The organism is Laedolimicola intestinihominis (assembly GCF_040096155.1).
Classification (GTDB): domain Bacteria; phylum Bacillota; class Clostridia; order Lachnospirales; family Lachnospiraceae; genus Laedolimicola; species Laedolimicola intestinihominis.
This window is the reverse complement of sequence record NZ_JBBMFE010000003.1, coordinates 1-15,744: the sequence shown is the minus strand read 5'-3', so window position 1 is coordinate 15,744 and position 15,744 is coordinate 1. Positions and strand designations below refer to the sequence as shown.

Below are 15,744 nucleotides of genomic sequence, written 5' to 3'. Positions count from 1 at the left end.
TGGCAGACTATGACATGGCCTTTTGAAAATGATACCAGTAACATTGAAAAGAAACTGGCAAAGCGCAGTTTGCACCATGAACGGCAGCGTAATTTATTTGCAATCATTGCTCTGGCACTAACTGCATTTATGATAACTGCGACATTCAGTATTGGCTTTAGTTACTTTGAAACCTACCAAATGCAACAAATCCGCTTAATGGGAACTACCGCAGATGCCGGAATCACAAATGTAACGGAAGAACAGTTGGTTGAGATTTCAAAATCAAGTCTTGTACTTGACGTAGGCATACAGCAGCGTTTAGGCAGTGTTGATACAGAACAACTGAGAAACGCAAGATTAGGTGTAGTATGGATAAATGATACAGAGTGGGAACACCACCGTCTTCCTACTATATCAGGTGTTGTAGGAAATTATCCGTTAAGTAAAAGCGAAATCATGTTGCCTACATGGGTGCTTGAACAGATGGGTATTTCTGATCCACAAATAGGGATGGAAATTGTGTTGTCATACCAAATTGGCGATAGCTATGATTATGTCACGGACACCTTTTTGCTGTCGGGCTACTATACGGACTACATTCCAATGCGCACAAATAATCGTGGTTATGTTTATGTTTCATCCGCTTTTAAGGATAGCTTAAATGTATCACTGGATAATAGTGTTACGGCAATGATCCGTTTTCAAGGCAATGATAATGCTGACAAAAACTGTGAAAGATTGCGGCGTGAGATTGACTTTACAGAAGGGCAAACATTTGAAATTGTACCATTAGAACAGGCAAATGGTGGAACTATTATTTTAGCTGTAATAATTTTAGCAGTTTTTATATCCTTTAGCGGCTATCTGCTGATTTATAATATTCTTTATGTCTCTGTCGTAAAAGATGTGCAATTCTATGGCCGTCTTAAAACGATTGGAACGACCCAAAGGCAGATAAAGAGAATTATCTATAAGCAGGCAATCAGAATCTCTTGTATTGGTATTCCGATTGGCCTGTTACTTGGTGCGGTTGTTTCCTTTGGCATTGTTCCTTACTTCCTGAATATGATGTATTCAACAAATTCTGATGTGGGAACAAAAGTATCTTTTTCGCCGTTTATTTTCATAGGAGCGGCCATATTTACGTTCATTACCGTTATGATTGCAAGCATGAAGCCCGCCAAAATTGCCGGAAGTGTTTCACCAATAGCAGCACTCCAATATACAGCAGCCAGCACAAAGAGCAGCGCCAGAAATTGTAGCAAAATGAAGTTGTCCAGAATGGCATGGAACAATGTCTTTCGTAATGCTAAGAGTACAACCCTTGTTTTTGCATCGCTTTTTTTCGGCCTTTCCTTGTTCCTTGTCGTCACAGGGCTATTACATGGTTTAAGCCCGGAGAATTATGTGAGCCAATGGGGAGTAAGCGATTTTGCACTCACATATAGTATCCACGAAAGAGAAGATTTAATTTCCAGCGAAATGGTTTCAGAGATTGGTCAGCTTGACGGCATTGAGAATTTGAGGTTGACCTATGCACCTTATCCTCAAGTAGCAGCAGATGTTGTATATGACGATGCTGTATTTCACGAGTTTCTTGCGTCATTAGACGGAGTAAACGGCATTGATTTTTCTGATCCGGCAAAATTAGAAAATTATCAGCAAAACTTTTTTAGCGGGGTTTTTGGAATTGACAGTGCATATTTGGAAGAAATCAATAAAACCTTAAACTTGCCTATTGACACGTCTGCCTTTGAACAAGGAAAGGTTGTGCTGCTGTCCAAAACAGTAGAAGGCCTTATTCAGCCAGGGCAGGAAATAACAATCCAGACGCAGAACGGACAGCATTCCTTTATTGTAGCGAACGGTTATTTGAATGAAGGGTTTCGAGCAGGAGGAGGCAATGAGAGAGGGACGGCTCCTGATTTGTATATTAGTCAAACAGCTTTGAAAGAACTCTTTCCGCAATATAGAGTGTTCCGCGTGGCCTTTGATACGGATGGTCAACATGACGAAAGTATACTGCAAGAATTAAAGCAAATCACCGCATCACAAGCTAACATTGATATTATATCCCGATATGAACGGCGAGAAGAAATGCAGGAATATCTCATTACAGCAAAGGTTTTAGGAACAGGGTTGTCCGTGATCCTGCTGCTTGTTGGTGTCATGAACTTTGTCAATACAATGGTTGTCAATGTAAATACTCGGCGCTATGAATTAGCTGTTCTTGAAAGCATTGGAATGACAAAGCGACAAATCAAACGAATGCTATTTATGGAAGGTTTCTATTATTGGGGTGTTTCCCTTTCCCTTGCAGTCACCATTGGAACAGCAATCTTCATCTTGCTATATATGATTTTTAGTAAAGTGGCCTATTATGCTGTTTTCTCCTATCCATTTATCCCACTGGTGCTGGTGTCTGGACTGGTGTTGCTAATCTGCCTTATTGTGCCTATATGGGTCTACAAAACTGACGTTAACCTTCCAGTTGTGGAGCGATTGCGGTTGACAGAGTGAGTTTAATCAAATAGCAAAACATCCTTAGATCAATCATATCGAAGCGGAGCAGATTTTAGCTGCTCCGCTTCTTTAGTATTTTTCAAAAAATTCTTTTGAAATGTCCGAGCTTTGTAACAATTCAGCCTGTTTTTCTGTCGAAATCAAAGACGCCTCGGACATTTATAGTTCTTCCAAAAGTTTGATGATAATATTACCATTCATGGAAGAAGCAATCTGTTATTGCAATAATGCGAAATTGACGATAGAAAGTTTTTCATATCTCGGTCAGCTCAACAATTACATTACTCTGCTGATACAGCCAGTCCGTAAATTCTTTCGGGCTGGCCGTTCCTGTTTTTACAGCCTTTTTTCTCTGTAAGGCTTCTTTCTTAAAGTCGGAAAAGGAAGCCTGTATTTTTTCCAGACGGTCAGCCGGAAAGCCTGCGGTATTTTTTACCCGGTTTATTTTGTTGCGCCAGTTCTGGCATTCATTTTTATAAAGCAGGTCATAGTTATTTTCTCTTGACCTCTCGTCAAATTCCCGCTTGTTTTGAAGCGCCTGTGCTTTTCGGCACTTGTCGCTGCACAGCTCATACCGCTGGCTCTTTGCCAGAAAATATTTTCCACAGACCTTGCACCGCCGGAAGCAAAGCCCCCAGTCATTCAGCCTGTTCAGATAATAGGTAATCAACGGGTAGAGGGACGCATAGGCAGACACACATTCTTCTGTGCGCCGGTTGTCCGGGAACCAGAGGTCAAGCCGGGTATCTTCTGACGGTGCGCCTTTGAAATAAAGGCTGCCAGCTTGAAATTGTTTCGGTTTTCCTGTCTCCCTGTCAAAGCTCATGGTTTCGTTTTGGAATACCCCGGTCAGTCTGCTCATTTTATCCATGAAGCGGTCACAGGCAGCGTTACGGTCACGGGGTTCTCTGGCAAGCAGATAGCTGTTCCAGATACGGAACGCCACATACATTTTCAGAGGGTCGTTGCTAAGATATTTCTCCCAAAGAAATTCGCTTGCCGCCTGCTCCAGCTCCGGCTGTTTCCATCGGTTGGAGTGGAGAGCTTGCCGCAGCGGAGAAAGCCCGTATAAGTTCCAGTCTCTGTCCGTGTCACGCTCAAAGTTTATCAAAAAAGTTCCCAGTGGGCGTGTCATATCACAAAGCACCTCTGCGTTTTGGCTCCCGTTCAGACGGAAGCGGATCTGCTGTTCTTCCCCAATCAAAATCCGCTCTTTCATTTTCTTCCTGTCCAGCGTCAGGACAAACAAAATCCTCTCAAAACATGGCTCATGCCGTATAAACTGATTCTCCATCCCTATCCCCTGCCTTTGTTTATGGTAATTATATAATTCAGTTATATCCGTTACACTCATGGTATCGCAGAATCATTGTTTTGTCAAGGATAGTACGCTATGATGATTGCGGTTGGTAATTTCGTACCGCACAGTACCTTGACAAGTGAATGACCGTCCAAAAGGGATATGACCGGCAGGAGAAGTGACGCATTCGGCGCACCAATGCAGGGAAACACCGCAGGAATGGGGCAGGAAAACGGCTTTTGGGGAGAACGGCAACAGGAAGCATTTTAACCTATTTGATTTATGGGAGGAACAGAATGAACGATAAAAAGAGATTGAACAGCTACGAGGATTTACCGCTGGTTCTGGATGTGGCGGACATTCAGCGGATTATGGGAATTTCAAGAGCGAGCGCCTATGAGCTGGTACACACACCCGGCTTTCCAGCGTTCCGCAGGGGCAGACTTATCAAGGTCAGCAAAATTGCTTTCTTTGAATGGATGGCAAAAGGCTCCGAAACCGTACCGGGAAGCGACAAATAAGCGTGAGGTATCATTCCCTGACTTGCAATACTGCCGCACTTTCCAAAGGGGCATACAGAGGGAAAAAAACTTAAAAATGATACCGAGACGCTACATCAAAACAGCCTATCTGCGTACATCAGATAGAAACGGAGAAAGGAGCCGGTTATGGCAAGAATGAGTAACAAGCGGCGGTTGGAATGGTCTTTCTTCTTAAATGACCGCAGCCGTATCACTTACAACGAACTGTGCCGGAAATGCCAGCACGAATGTAAACAGAGCTTCCGGGCGGTTGTGGTTGACTGCCCGAAGTATCTTTCCAAGCGTTCCAAGAAAAAGGACAAGACTGCCGGAAACGGCAAAATCCCTTAGGAACTAAGGGCGCACTTCTATACATAGTCTAAAGACCATGTATCGTGCGTCCTGCGGAGCTTACCTCTGCCGCTGATAAAATCAGCAATCCGAGGTCTGCGTTCGCTTCGCTCCGACAAGGTGGCTACACCCCCTTGCGCCGCTAAAGCGGCTATCCCCTGTGTACCCGCCGCAAAGAGAAATCCGCTCTGCGGTTTTCCCTTTTCATCGGGTTTTATAGAAGCACTGACACACGGACTGTCTGCGGATGGTCTTTCTTTATCTTATCAGCAAAGGATGTGAGAACATGGAAAAATCTTTGGAACAGTTGAAGCAGGAATATGAAAAAACCACTGTCCTGCTGGAACAGGAAAAACGGAAAATGCAGCGTTTGAAAAACCGGCAGGCGTATCTGGAAAGCGGTTCCCGGAAACAGAGGACGCACCGGCTGATTACCCGTGGGGCAGCTATTGAGAGCATTGCACCACAGACAAAGGAGCTATCCGAAGCGGAATTTTATTCCCTCATGGAAAGCATTTTGAATCTGCCGCAGGCGGAGCATTTCATCCGGTCTGCCACAGAGAACCACGCCCGTATTTCCGGGCAGGAGAAAGGCGGTGACTAAGGATAGCACTTTATCATTTTTCAATCGCACAGATCAAGCGCAGCGCCGGTCAGAGCGCCATTGCCAGCGCAGCCTATCGAGCCGGGGAGCGTCTTTACAGCAGCTACTATGGAGAAGTCAGCGACTACACCAAAAAGGGCGGCGTGATCGCTTCGGAAATCATGCTGCCGCCCCATGCGCCGGAAATATATCTTGACCGGGCGACCCTCTGGAATGCTGTGGAGAACTGCGAGAAACATCCAAAAGCACAGCTTGCCTATTCCTTTGATATTGCCATGCAGAATGAATTGACGCTGGAAGAAAACATGGAGCTGGCGAGGAAGTTCGTACAGGAGCAGTTTGTGACAAAAGGCATGATTGCCGACCTTGCTTTTCACAGCCCGGAGAAAGAGGACGGCGGCATCCCTAACCCGCATTTTCATGTGATGACAACCATGCGCCCTTTGAACCCGGATGGCACATGGGGACAAAAACAGCGTCGGGAATATCTTCTTGATGAAGATGGAAACCGAATCCGGGATAAAAACGGCGATTATATGTTTAACGCTGTCCATACAACAGACTGGCATGAGCCGGAAACGCTGGAACACTGGCGGGAGCAGTGGGCGGCTGCCGTTAATACAAAATTTGAGGAAAAAGGGCTGGATGTGCGTATCGACCACCGTTCCTATGTGCGGCAGGGGCTTGACCTGATACCTACTGTCCACGAGGGAGCTAATGTCCGGCAGATGGAAGCAAAGGGCATCCGCACCGAGAAAGGGGAACTGAACCGCTGGATTAAAGCCACCAACCGGCTCATGCAGGATGTGAGGAAGAAGATCAAAGCCCTGTTTGTCTGGATGGCAGAGGTAAAAGAAGAACTTTCCAAACCGCAGACACCGAGCCTTGCCGACCTGTTGATCGCTTATTACAACCAGCGCAACGCAGGGGCATGGAGCAATAAAGCCAGAACCGGAAACTTAAAGCAGTTTGCCGAAGCCGTCAATTATCTGACGGAAAACAAGCTGCTCACATTAGAGGATTTGCAGGAGCGTCTTTCCTCTGTCAACGAAGAATTTGAAGCGTTAAGCGACTCCATGAAAAAGAAATCTGCCCGGATAAAGGAATTGCAGGAATTGATACGGGAGGGCGAGAATTACCAGCGGCTAAAACCTGTCCATACGGAATTGAACAATATCAAGTTTAAGAAACAGAGGGAGAAATTTGAAACATCCCACGATGCGGAGTTACGGCTGTTTTATGCCGCCCGCCGTATTTTGAAAGAAAAACTGGACGGAAAACCCATTGCCCTGAAAGCATGGAAACAGGAATACGCACAGTTAAAAACAGAGTATGCCGAACTGTCTCCGCAGCACAAGCCACTCCGGGAGGAAGTCATACGGCTACGGCAGGTGCAGAACGCCGTAGATACCGCACTGCGCCGGAGGGAGCAGCCACAGGCAGTACAGAGAAAGAAACATGAGATGGAGCTATGATATAACCGGCAGCTTTACCGCTACCAGTATTTTTATGGAGGGAGCATTTGAATGTATTTGAAGCGGTGAAACAGTCTGTTACCACCCGGCAGGCTGCTTCATTCTATGGAATCCGGGTGGGGAGAAACGGCATGGTCTGCTGTCCATTCCACAATGACCGCACGCCCAGCATGAAAGTGGACAGCCGCTTTTACTGCTTCGGCTGCGGGGCTTCCGGGGATGTGATCGACTTTGCCGCTTTGCTGCATGGATTGGGGAAACGGGAAGCTGCGGTCAGGCTTGCGGAGGACTTCGGCGTTTCCTATGAGAAATCCGGCAATGCGCCGCCAGATAGGAAGCGTCACAACAGGTCACAGCCCCGACAAAAATCAGCGGAGCAGAGATTTCAGGAAACGGAACGGTATTGTTTCCGGGTGCTATGCGATTATCTGCGCCTGCTGGAGCATTGGAAAACAGCACACGCCCCACAGCCGCAGGATGCCATCTGGCATCCTCTTTTTGTGGAAGCGTTGCAGAGGATAAGCTACACAGAATACCTTTTGGATATTTTGTTATACGGAGAAATAGAAGAAAAAGCGGCATTGATCGCCGCACAGGGAAAGGAGGTGTTGCGGCTTGAACAGCGAATTTCAGAGCTTGCCGCCGGAAACGCAGGAAGCGGTCAAAAGGACGATGGACACAATGGAACCGGCGCAGACACCGGCAGAAATCCGGGAAACATTAGAGGGGACGCAGAAAGGCGGCGTGAAGAACAGCATCCGAAACTGCCTGACGGTGTTCCAGCGTGACCCTCTGTTTCGCGGGGCGCTGCGCCTGAACCTTTTGACGGAGCAGATTGACATTGTGAAGCCGCTGGGCTGGGAGCGCACCAGTACCACGCTGACCGACATGGACATGAACTACCTGCTTTTGTATCTGGAAGAAAATTACGGGCTTACCAGCGAGAAAAAGGTGCAGAGCGCCATCAAGATTGTTGCCAATGAAAACCGCTACCATCCAGTCAGGGATTACCTGAACAGCCTGCAATGGGACGGCACAGAGCGCATCCGTTACGCCCTGCATCACTTTCTGGGAGCCGATACGGACGAATACACCTATGAAGCCTTGAAACTGTTCCTGATGGGAGCCATCCGGCGGGTATTCAGACCGGGGAGCAAGTTTGAGGTCATGCTCTGTCTGGTTGGTGGTGGTGGTCAGGGAGCCGGGAAATCTACCTTTTTCCGGCTGCTGGCAGGCAGGGACGAATGGTTTTCAGACGATTTGAAAAAGCTGGACGATGAAAATGTGTACCGCAAGCTGCAAGGGCATTGGATTATCGAGATGTCGGAGATGATTGCCACAGCCAACGCCAAGAGTATTGAGGAAATCAAGTCATTCTTAAGCCGCCAGAAAGAAACCTACAAAGTGCCGTATGAGACACATCCGGCAGACCGGCTGCGGCAATGTGTATTTGGAGGGACGACCAACCGGCAGGACTTTTTGCCCCGTGACCGCACCGGCAACCGGCGCTTTCTCCCCGTGACGGTGTACCCGGAACGGGCGGAGGTTCACATACTGGACGATGAAGCGGCGGCGAGGGCGTATATCGAACAGATGTGGGCGGAAGCCATGACGGTTTATCGCAGTGGGAAGTATAAGCTGTCATTCAGCATGGAAATGAACCGATACCTGAACGCCCACCAGCAGGACTTTATGCAGGAAGACACACAGGCCGGCATGATCTACGCCTATTTGGAGGACTACACCGGCGACAGGGTATGTTCCAAGCAGCTTTATGAGGAAGCGCTGGGGAACTTAAATTCCCCGGCAGACTGGGAGACACGGGCAATCTGCGAGATTATGAATACCGGCATTGCGGGCGGCATCATACAGGGCTGGGTAGCCTACAAAAGCCCGAAGCGGTATAAGAAATACGGTTCTCAAAAAGGCTGGGAGCGTGTCAACCAAGCTCCGCCGGAGGGGGACGGTTTTCAGGAAATCACGGAAGAAGAAGCCCGGCAAATGGAACTTCCATTCTGAAAAGCCACCGGTTGACAGTTTGGTTGACGCTTTGGTTGACAGCCGGTTGACGGGGAAAAGCCTGATATTTGGGGCATTTCTCTCCTTTGTCAACCATGTCAACCAAGAAATCAAAGAAAAAGTAAAAAGTAATAATAGAGCGCCTATGGATTGTTTTCAAAGTCTTTTCTGCCGGTTGACACGGTTTGGTTGACACGGAGACAGTCTGCGGCTGTACACCTGTCTGACATTCCCTTGTCGGGCATATTTCATTTATGGAGGTAACTGCCTATGGCAAAAAGCAAAAACGAGAGCAATAACAAAAACAGCGGCACCCTGCTTACCGAAAAAGACGGCACCCAGTATTTTGTCATGGGGAAAGTCCGTATCAAGGTATCGGAGCATTTCGCACAGGATGGGAAGCCGCTTGACAGCCTGCTGGAAGATGTGATCCAGCACGCTGCCGCCGCTTCCTGAAAAAATACGGAATAACGACTGTCAATCAGCCCACGCTTATGATATACTTGTACCAGCGAGTATTGTATAAGCGTGGGTTGTTTCTTTTAGAAGGAGGATTTTTAACCGTGAAACAACCATACAATACAACGATTTATAACACTGCACTATATTTGAGATTGAGCCGTGACGATGAATTACAGGGGGAAAGCGGCAGTATCCAGACCCAGCGCATGATGCTTAGACAGTATGCCGCAGAGCATGGGCTGACCGTTGTAGACGAGTACATTGACGACGGATGGAGTGGGACAAATTTCGAGCGTCCAAGTTTCCAAAGGATGATTGATGACATCGAAGACGGGAAAATCAACTGCGTTGTCACAAAGGACTTATCCCGTCTGGGAAGAAACTATATCCTGACCGGTCAGTACACGGAAATCTATTTCCCCAGCAAGGGAGTACGCTACATTGCCATCAATGACAATGTGGACACCATCAACGGAGAAAGCGAGCTTGCCCCGTTCTTAAACATCCTGAATGAAATGCACGCCCGACAGACCAGCAAAAAGGTCAAGGCTGCCATGCACACAAGATTTGCCAATGGCGCACACTATGGAGCCTATGCACCGCTGGGCTATATAAAAGACCCGGACAAAAAAGGGCATCTTCTGATCGACCCGGAAACACGCTGGATTGTAGAGAAGATTTTTGACCTTGCCGTACACGGGAGGGGTGCCGCCAGCATTACACGGATTCTGGTGGAGGAAAAAATACCTACCCCCGGCTGGCTGAACTATGAAAGATACGGGACTTTCGCCAATATCTACGCCGGTGCGCCCACAGAAAAAGCCTATGCGTGGACGATTGCACAGGTCAAGAGCATTTTGAAAGAGGAAACCTACATCGGTCACAGTGTTCACAACAAGCAGAGCAACATTTCATTCAAGAACAAGAAAAAGGTGCGGAAGCCGCAGGAAGAATGGTATCGTGTGGAAAATACCCACGAAGCCATCATTTCCGAAGAAGTGTTCCAAAAAGTTCAGGAGCTGATTGCAAGCAGACGTAGACGACAGAAGAATGGCACAACGCAGATATTTTCCGGGCTGGTAAAATGTGCGGACTGCGGATGGTCATTGGCTTATGGTGTAAACAGCCAGAACAAAAATCCCTATGCACACTACCATTGCAGTAAGTACGGACAGGGATTACGCCAGTGTTCCATGCACTATATCCGCTATGATGTACTGTATGCCTATGTGCTTGCAAGACTGCAATACTGGTCTATGATGATACAGAAAGACGAGGACAAGCTGCTGAAACGGCTACTCAATGCCAGCGACAGGGAAAGAAACTCTGCGAAGAAAAAGCAGGCTGCGGAGCTGAAAAAGGCAGAGAAGCGTAAAGCCGAGGTTGACGGGCTGTTTGCTAAAATGTATGAGGACTGGTCTGCCGGACGCATAACCGAGTATAACTTCAATATGCTGTCCGAGAAGTACCAGAACGAGCAAAAGGAGCTTGAAACAAAAATAAGACAGCTTCACGAAACGATAGAAGCCGCCGTACAGACCGCAGCGGATGCTGAAAAGTGGATTGCCCTAATGAAACAGTATGTCAACCCTGTGGAGCTGACCGCCGAACTTCTGAACACTCTAATTGAAAAAATAACCGTCCACGAAGCTGTCAAGGGCGAGGACGGAAGCCGTGAGCAGGAAGTAGAAATCTACTACCGCTTCATCGGCAAAATCGACTGACCTTTCTTTTTTACCCAATAATATCTTTAATTAAGGGAAACGGGAATGTCTGTTCCCGATTCTGAACAGTTGATAAAAATTGCTGTCATTCTTGAAACGACTGTAAGCGAGCTTCTTGTAACCAAAGTGGAAAACGAAGAGGAGCCAGACCGGTTGGCAAAAGAACTGTCCCGCATCAACACGCAGCTTGCCATCAGAAACCATCGGATGCGGCATGTGCTGAAAATCATCGCTGTTGCTCTGCTCGTGTTTGTAGCTTTGATTTTTGCAATTATGGCGTTGAACTATGCGCCAATGTCGCAATCGAAATACACAAAGAGGGATGCTGCCCTTTTGCTTTCAAACAGGACAGATGTAATTTCAGTGAGCATTTCTTGTGATGATGAAAGAGAAACGATTACTGATAAAAGAGAAATAGACGATCTGTTCGCCAACTTATCAACAGTGCGCATTAAGTCGGGCGAAAGCTATAATGACGCTCCAATGACAGACAAGTTTATAAAGATTATCTTTGAGGTTTCCGATGGGCTGAGCGGATGTACTGTCTACGTCTTTGAGGATGAGAACGGATTCTTTATAGAACAACCCTATAATGGAATCTTTTCAATAGAAGAAAAACAATACGCCGAAATCTTTGGAACCTTTTTTTAGCGGTGCAGCCACCAAGCTATGAAAAAGGAGTGCCTATTGGGGCACTCCTTTGCTCTGCTGTAACAGTGGGAAGCTGTCATTTTTAGTCTGCTTCTTCATCATATACAAGCATTGGCGTTCAGCTTTTCAAATTCCACGTAGGCTACGGCAAAGGCACAGACCTGCCGTGTGCAGCCGGGGGTGTTGTCCTTGGGATAGAGATGTGGTTATTTCTCTCTAAAGAGCGAAACAGAGTTTAATAAAATCGATATTCCTACACATACCCACAGAGCCTTGCTCATGGTTGGCATAATATCCATCATGCCTCCCCAATCTTCATTTAGCACACGCATCGCTCCGCCTGAATAAAAGGAACATACGGTCAATGCAGTGAAAGAAAGGGCTCCGAATCTAAACCATTTTTCATTCTTACTTTTAAAAGAGCAAATCAAATTGAATCCTGTAAAAATGATCGAAGAAATTCCTAAAAACAGCTACATATATTGTCTCCTTAAATTCTCTTACCCTGCACCCCTATGAGGCAAGGCTCGCAATCGTGTTGCCTGCGGACAGGAACTGCCGATGAGAGGATCGTTTGCAGCCCCTTTACCGATTCTCCGCCAGATATTCCTCTGCGTAGTGGACAGCCACCGCGCCGTCCGATACGGCGGTGACCACCTGCCGCAGCGCCTTGGTGCGCACATCGCCCGCGGCGAACACGCCGGGGAGGCTGGTGCAGGTGGATTCATCCGCGATGATGTAGCCGGATTTGTCCAGTGCAAGCTCGCGTCGGAACAGCTCCGTCGCCGGAGCGCGTCCTACGCTGATGAACACGCCGTCGCAGGCAAGGTCGCGCTCCGCGCCGGTGTTGACGTCTTTTAGCCGAAGCCCTGTCAGGCGGCTTTCGTGCAGCAGCGCGGAAACGGTGCTGTTCCAGCAGAATTCCACGTTGGGCGCGGCCATCAGCGGCTCATGATAGACCTTCGTTGCCCGTAGGCTGTCCCGGCGGTGAATGAGGTAGACCTTTTGGGCGATACGGGACAGGGTCAGGGCATCCGCCGCGGCGGAGTTGCCGCCGCCCACCACCGCCACGGTCTTGCCCCGATAGGGCGCGCCGTCGCAGGCGGCGCAATAGTGAACGCCCTTTCCCGTGAGCGTATCCTCGCCGGGAATGCCCAAGGGGCGGGGCGACGCGCCGGTGGCGATGACCACCGTGCGGCTCTGAAAGACGCCCTCGCTGGTGTCCAGCGTCTTGATCCTCCCGGAAAGGCTAACCTTGTACACCTCTGCCAGCTCCGTCACCGTGCCGAAGCGCTCGGCACTCTGTTGCATTTTCTCGCCCAGTGTAAAGCCGTCGATGCCGCTTTCAAAGCCAGGATAGTTATCGATCTGCTCCGTCAGCGCCATCTGCCCGCCGGCGGAGAGCTTTTCCAGTACCAGGGTAGAAAGCCCGCTTCTAGCGGCGTACAGGGCGGCGGTGTATCCGGCGGGGCCGCCGCCAATGATGATCATATCATAAACTTTTTCCATGGTCGTCTCCTTACTGAGAAAGCGCTTCCTTGATAAATGTCTCAATGGCGGCTTTGGAGCCGGGCGCTACCACAGAGCCGATCACCTCGCCGCTCTTAAAGAGCATCAGCGTGGGGATGGTGTCGATGCCGAAACGCTCGATGAGCTGCGGCTCCTCGTCGTAGTTGATCTTGCCGGCGATAAGCGTGTCTGCGTACTGCTCGCCCACCTTGTCGAAGGCCGGAGCAATGCGGCGGCAGTAGGGGCACCACTGGGCCCAGAAGTCCACCAGCACGGGCTTGTCCGCGCGGAGAACGTCGTTTTCAAAGCTGTTGGTCGTAATGGTAAGCATCGTAAAATCCTCCTATTTCTGTGCAAAAAGTTGTGTTTCAATATCTGTGATCGTAATGCGCGAGAGATACGCGGCGCACTGTTCATTCATCTGCCGGTACAGCGCGTCCATCACGCCCGCCATGCCGGAGCAAATGGCGCAGTCCCGGTCAATGTCGCCGCTGTGCCACGCGCAGTCCACAAAGCGGGTATTTACCGCATCCGCCACCCGCCGTAGGGTAAGGCTCGCCGGGTCTGCCGTCAGGCGGTAGCCGCCGTCCAAGCCCTCGCGAGTCTCCACCATTCCCGCCTTTTTCAGCCCCGCCAGCACCCGGCGGACGCGGGTGGGGTTGGTGCAGATGTTCTCCGCCAGCGCTTCGCTGCTGAGTGATCGTCCACTGTGGCTCAGGCAGACCAGCGCGTGGATGGCCAAATTAAAAGAACTGTCCACAATTATCCCTCCTTCACAAGCTCGTAGGGCCAGTCGATGACGCCGCCGAAGTCGTAGACGATCTGATACCCTAACGCCAGCAGCTTTTGGGCGGCATCCTTGCTGCGGCGGCCGCTACGGCAGTAGATCAGCAGCGTCGCCTCCTTATCGGGCAGCGTCTCGGGCATTTCGCTTCCGATGCTCTCGTTGGGGACAAGGACGGCGTTTTCAATATGCCCGCCGTCGTATTCCTCCCGGGTGCGGACATCCACCACCACGACCTCCTGCGAAGCCATCATCTCATAGGCTTCCTCGGCGCTGATCTTCTGATACGCCGCCTTGCCTGTCATGTCCTCCGCCGTATCCGCTTTTGTCTTGGACAGCGTGCAGCCGCTCAGCAGCGCAAGCGAGGTGGCAAGTGCCGTAAAAAGTAATATCTGACGCATAATCAACCTCCAATGAAACTGTATTCGATGCTGATACAGTTTATACTGTGATTATAATAGATACAGTTAAAATTGTCAAGGTACTTAGGGCCAGCTTTTGGGGCGTTCCCTCCGTATTGGACGAAAGCCCTGCCGTCTTGAGGACAGCAGGGCTCTCGAAAAGAATACGCAAGGAAGTCATTTTCGATGATATTTTCCCCGCCTTTCCGAAAGGCAAAGTGACCGCCATAACGGGACAAAACGGCGCGGGGAAAACCACCCTTGCGCAGATCATCTGCGGGCTGGCAAGGCAGACAAGGGGACATATTCTGATGGATGGGGAAAAAGCAAGAGCCGCAGTCCGGCGCAGGGAGATCTATCACTGCGGCATCTTTTCCGGCCGCAGGATACTGATTCTTGATGAGCCCACCAGCGGCCTTGACGGGCAGAATATGCGCCTGATCGCGGAAAGGCTGAGAAGCGAAGCGCGGAACGGCAGAACCATTCCCGTGATTACCCACGACAGGGAGCTGATCGAGAGTTGCTGCGATAACATTGTGGATGTTGAAAAACGATCATCATGAAACCGCCAAGGGCCGCTATGGGATATCCACGCTGAGAGAATCGCTTTCCGTCCCTGCCGGCAGTTCCACCGCGATGGTCGTGCCCTTGTCCGAGCTTTCCTCCACCCAAACGGAGCCGCCATGGAGATTGGCGATCTCCCACACCAGAGAAAGTCCCAGTCCCGCGCCGCCGTACTCGCGGCTGCGGGACTTGTCTACCCGGAAGAAGGGCTGGAAGATACTGCGCTGATACACCTCCGGGATGCCGCAGCCGGTGTCGGAGACGCGGAGCAGGAGCTTTTCCAACCCCTGAGTGACAGAAACCCGTACCGAGCCGCCCGGCCGGTTGTACTTGACAGCATTCTCCGTCAGGTTGAAGATCAGTCGGTAGATCAGTGCATCGCTGCCGGTCATAATGCCGTCACCCTCCGCCGTCAGCGTGATGCTTCGCTTCTCCGCCAGCGGCGCGAGATCTGTGAAGATCTCCTCGACCATGGGGGCAAGCTGGATTCGCTCATTCCGTGCCACCTGCTGCAAATTGCTCATTTCCAACAGTGTCTTGGTCATCTGCGTCAGCCTCTCAGTCTGCTCCCGCAGGAGAGCGAGAAACTCCGCAGTCTCCGGTAGCACGTCAGGGTGCTCCGCGGAAAACAGCTCCAACTGCGCCTGCATCAGTGCCAGCGGCGTGCGCAGCTCGTGGGCGGCGTTGCCGGTGAACTGCCGCTGGGCGGCAAAGGCGTTATTCAACCGCTCCAGCATCTGGTTGAACGAGCGGCTCAGCTGCCGGAACTCCGAAATGGCGTCTTCATCGATCCTCATATCGGCAAGATTGTTCAGCTGTACCTGCTCCACCTGCGAGGTAAAGCTGCGCAGGGGCTTGAGAGCGCGTCCGCTGA

The 15,744-nt window shown here is 49.9% G+C and carries 17 protein-coding genes and 1 pseudogene; 11 read left to right on the top strand and 7 right to left on the bottom strand.

Annotated features, from left to right (window positions below):
• The first annotated feature begins 9 nt into the window (after positions 1 to 9).
• The gene (locus WMO29_RS04195; protein WP_064786962.1) at positions 10 to 2,502 is read left to right on the top strand and encodes an ABC transporter permease; all 2,493 of its coding nucleotides are present in this window, start codon (positions 10 to 12) and stop codon (positions 2,500 to 2,502) included.
• A gap of 256 nt (positions 2,503 to 2,758) precedes the next feature.
• Here the strand turns inward: WMO29_RS04195 and WMO29_RS04190 are convergent, their stop codons facing one another.
• Positions 2,759 to 3,799 carry a DUF6076 domain-containing protein gene (locus WMO29_RS04190; protein WP_008816376.1) on the bottom strand — a complete coding sequence of 347 codons (1,041 nt, stop codon included), beginning with the start codon at positions 3,797 to 3,799 and terminating at the stop codon, positions 2,759 to 2,761.
• A gap of 302 nt (positions 3,800 to 4,101) precedes the next feature.
• On the opposite strand from WMO29_RS04190, the gene WMO29_RS04185 reads away from it, so the two are divergent.
• The 9 genes from WMO29_RS04185 (at position 4,102) to WMO29_RS04145 (ending at position 11,612) form a co-directional block, all read left to right on the top strand.
• Positions 4,102 to 4,326, top strand: coding sequence for a helix-turn-helix domain-containing protein (locus WMO29_RS04185; RefSeq protein ID WP_005362423.1), 225 nt, complete (start codon positions 4,102 to 4,104; stop codon positions 4,324 to 4,326).
• Between the two features lie 147 nt (positions 4,327 to 4,473).
• On the top strand, positions 4,474 to 4,677 hold the full coding sequence (locus WMO29_RS04180) for a hypothetical protein (RefSeq protein ID WP_004614949.1): 204 nt from the start codon (positions 4,474 to 4,476) through the stop codon (positions 4,675 to 4,677).
• A gap of 286 nt (positions 4,678 to 4,963) precedes the next feature.
• On the top strand, positions 4,964 to 5,281 hold the full coding sequence (locus WMO29_RS04175) for a DUF3847 domain-containing protein (protein WP_008816380.1): 318 nt from the start codon (positions 4,964 to 4,966) through the stop codon (positions 5,279 to 5,281).
• Between the two features lie 2 nt (positions 5,282 to 5,283).
• Positions 5,284 to 6,756, top strand: coding sequence for a MobQ family relaxase (gene mobQ / locus WMO29_RS04170; RefSeq protein ID WP_074104019.1), 1,473 nt, complete (start codon positions 5,284 to 5,286; stop codon positions 6,754 to 6,756).
• A gap of 47 nt (positions 6,757 to 6,803) precedes the next feature.
• On the top strand, positions 6,804 to 7,544 hold the full coding sequence (locus WMO29_RS04165) for a CHC2 zinc finger domain-containing protein (RefSeq protein WP_014079457.1): 741 nt from the start codon (positions 6,804 to 6,806) through the stop codon (positions 7,542 to 7,544).
• On the top strand, positions 7,429 to 8,775 hold the full coding sequence (locus tag WMO29_RS04160) for a virulence-associated E family protein (RefSeq protein ID WP_349163887.1): 1,347 nt from the start codon (positions 7,429 to 7,431) through the stop codon (positions 8,773 to 8,775). The genes WMO29_RS04165 and WMO29_RS04160 overlap by 116 nt, the downstream gene beginning before the upstream one ends.
• Before the next feature lie 270 nt (positions 8,776 to 9,045).
• Positions 9,046 to 9,231 (top strand): hypothetical protein, encoded by a 186-nt coding sequence (locus WMO29_RS04155; RefSeq protein WP_004849804.1) that lies wholly within the window; start codon positions 9,046 to 9,048, stop codon positions 9,229 to 9,231.
• A gap of 107 nt (positions 9,232 to 9,338) precedes the next feature.
• Positions 9,339 to 10,961 carry a recombinase family protein gene (locus WMO29_RS04150; protein WP_349163886.1) on the top strand — a complete coding sequence of 541 codons (1,623 nt, stop codon included), beginning with the start codon at positions 9,339 to 9,341 and terminating at the stop codon, positions 10,959 to 10,961.
• A 45-nt stretch (positions 10,962 to 11,006) separates the two neighbouring features.
• Positions 11,007 to 11,612, top strand: a complete 606-nt coding sequence (locus tag WMO29_RS04145; RefSeq protein WP_349163885.1) for a DUF5301 domain-containing protein — start codon at positions 11,007 to 11,009, stop codon at positions 11,610 to 11,612.
• A gap of 98 nt (positions 11,613 to 11,710) precedes the next feature.
• Here WMO29_RS04145 and WMO29_RS16725 read toward each other — a convergent pair.
• The 5 genes and pseudogenes from WMO29_RS16725 to WMO29_RS04125 all read right to left on the bottom strand — a co-directional run.
• Positions 11,711 to 11,800: pseudogene (locus WMO29_RS16725) on the bottom strand (hypothetical protein); the annotation flags it as partial.
• A 397-nt stretch (positions 11,801 to 12,197) separates the two neighbouring features.
• On the bottom strand, positions 12,198 to 13,121 hold the full coding sequence (gene trxB / locus WMO29_RS04140) for a thioredoxin-disulfide reductase (RefSeq protein ID WP_349163884.1): 924 nt from the start codon (positions 13,119 to 13,121) through the stop codon (positions 12,198 to 12,200).
• A gap of 10 nt (positions 13,122 to 13,131) precedes the next feature.
• On the bottom strand, positions 13,132 to 13,452 hold the full coding sequence (locus WMO29_RS04135; RefSeq protein ID WP_349163883.1) for a thioredoxin family protein: 321 nt from the start codon (positions 13,450 to 13,452) through the stop codon (positions 13,132 to 13,134).
• 12 nt (positions 13,453 to 13,464) lie between these two features.
• Positions 13,465 to 13,881, bottom strand: coding sequence for an RrF2 family transcriptional regulator (locus tag WMO29_RS04130; protein WP_349163882.1), 417 nt, complete (start codon positions 13,879 to 13,881; stop codon positions 13,465 to 13,467).
• Between the two features lie 2 nt (positions 13,882 to 13,883).
• Complete coding sequence (locus tag WMO29_RS04125; protein ID WP_349163881.1) at positions 13,884 to 14,306, bottom strand: rhodanese-like domain-containing protein; 423 nt, start codon at positions 14,304 to 14,306, stop codon at positions 13,884 to 13,886.
• A 47-nt stretch (positions 14,307 to 14,353) separates the two neighbouring features.
• On the opposite strand from WMO29_RS04125, the gene WMO29_RS04120 reads away from it, so the two are divergent.
• The gene (locus tag WMO29_RS04120) at positions 14,354 to 14,869 is read left to right on the top strand and encodes an ATP-binding cassette domain-containing protein (RefSeq protein ID WP_349163880.1); all 516 of its coding nucleotides are present in this window, start codon (positions 14,354 to 14,356) and stop codon (positions 14,867 to 14,869) included.
• 15 nt (positions 14,870 to 14,884) lie between these two features.
• Here the strand turns inward: WMO29_RS04120 and WMO29_RS04115 are convergent, their stop codons facing one another.
• Positions 14,885 to 15,700 (bottom strand): sensor histidine kinase, encoded by an 816-nt coding sequence (locus tag WMO29_RS04115; RefSeq protein WP_349164138.1) that lies wholly within the window; start codon positions 15,698 to 15,700, stop codon positions 14,885 to 14,887.
• Positions 15,701 to 15,744: the final 44 nt, after the last annotated feature.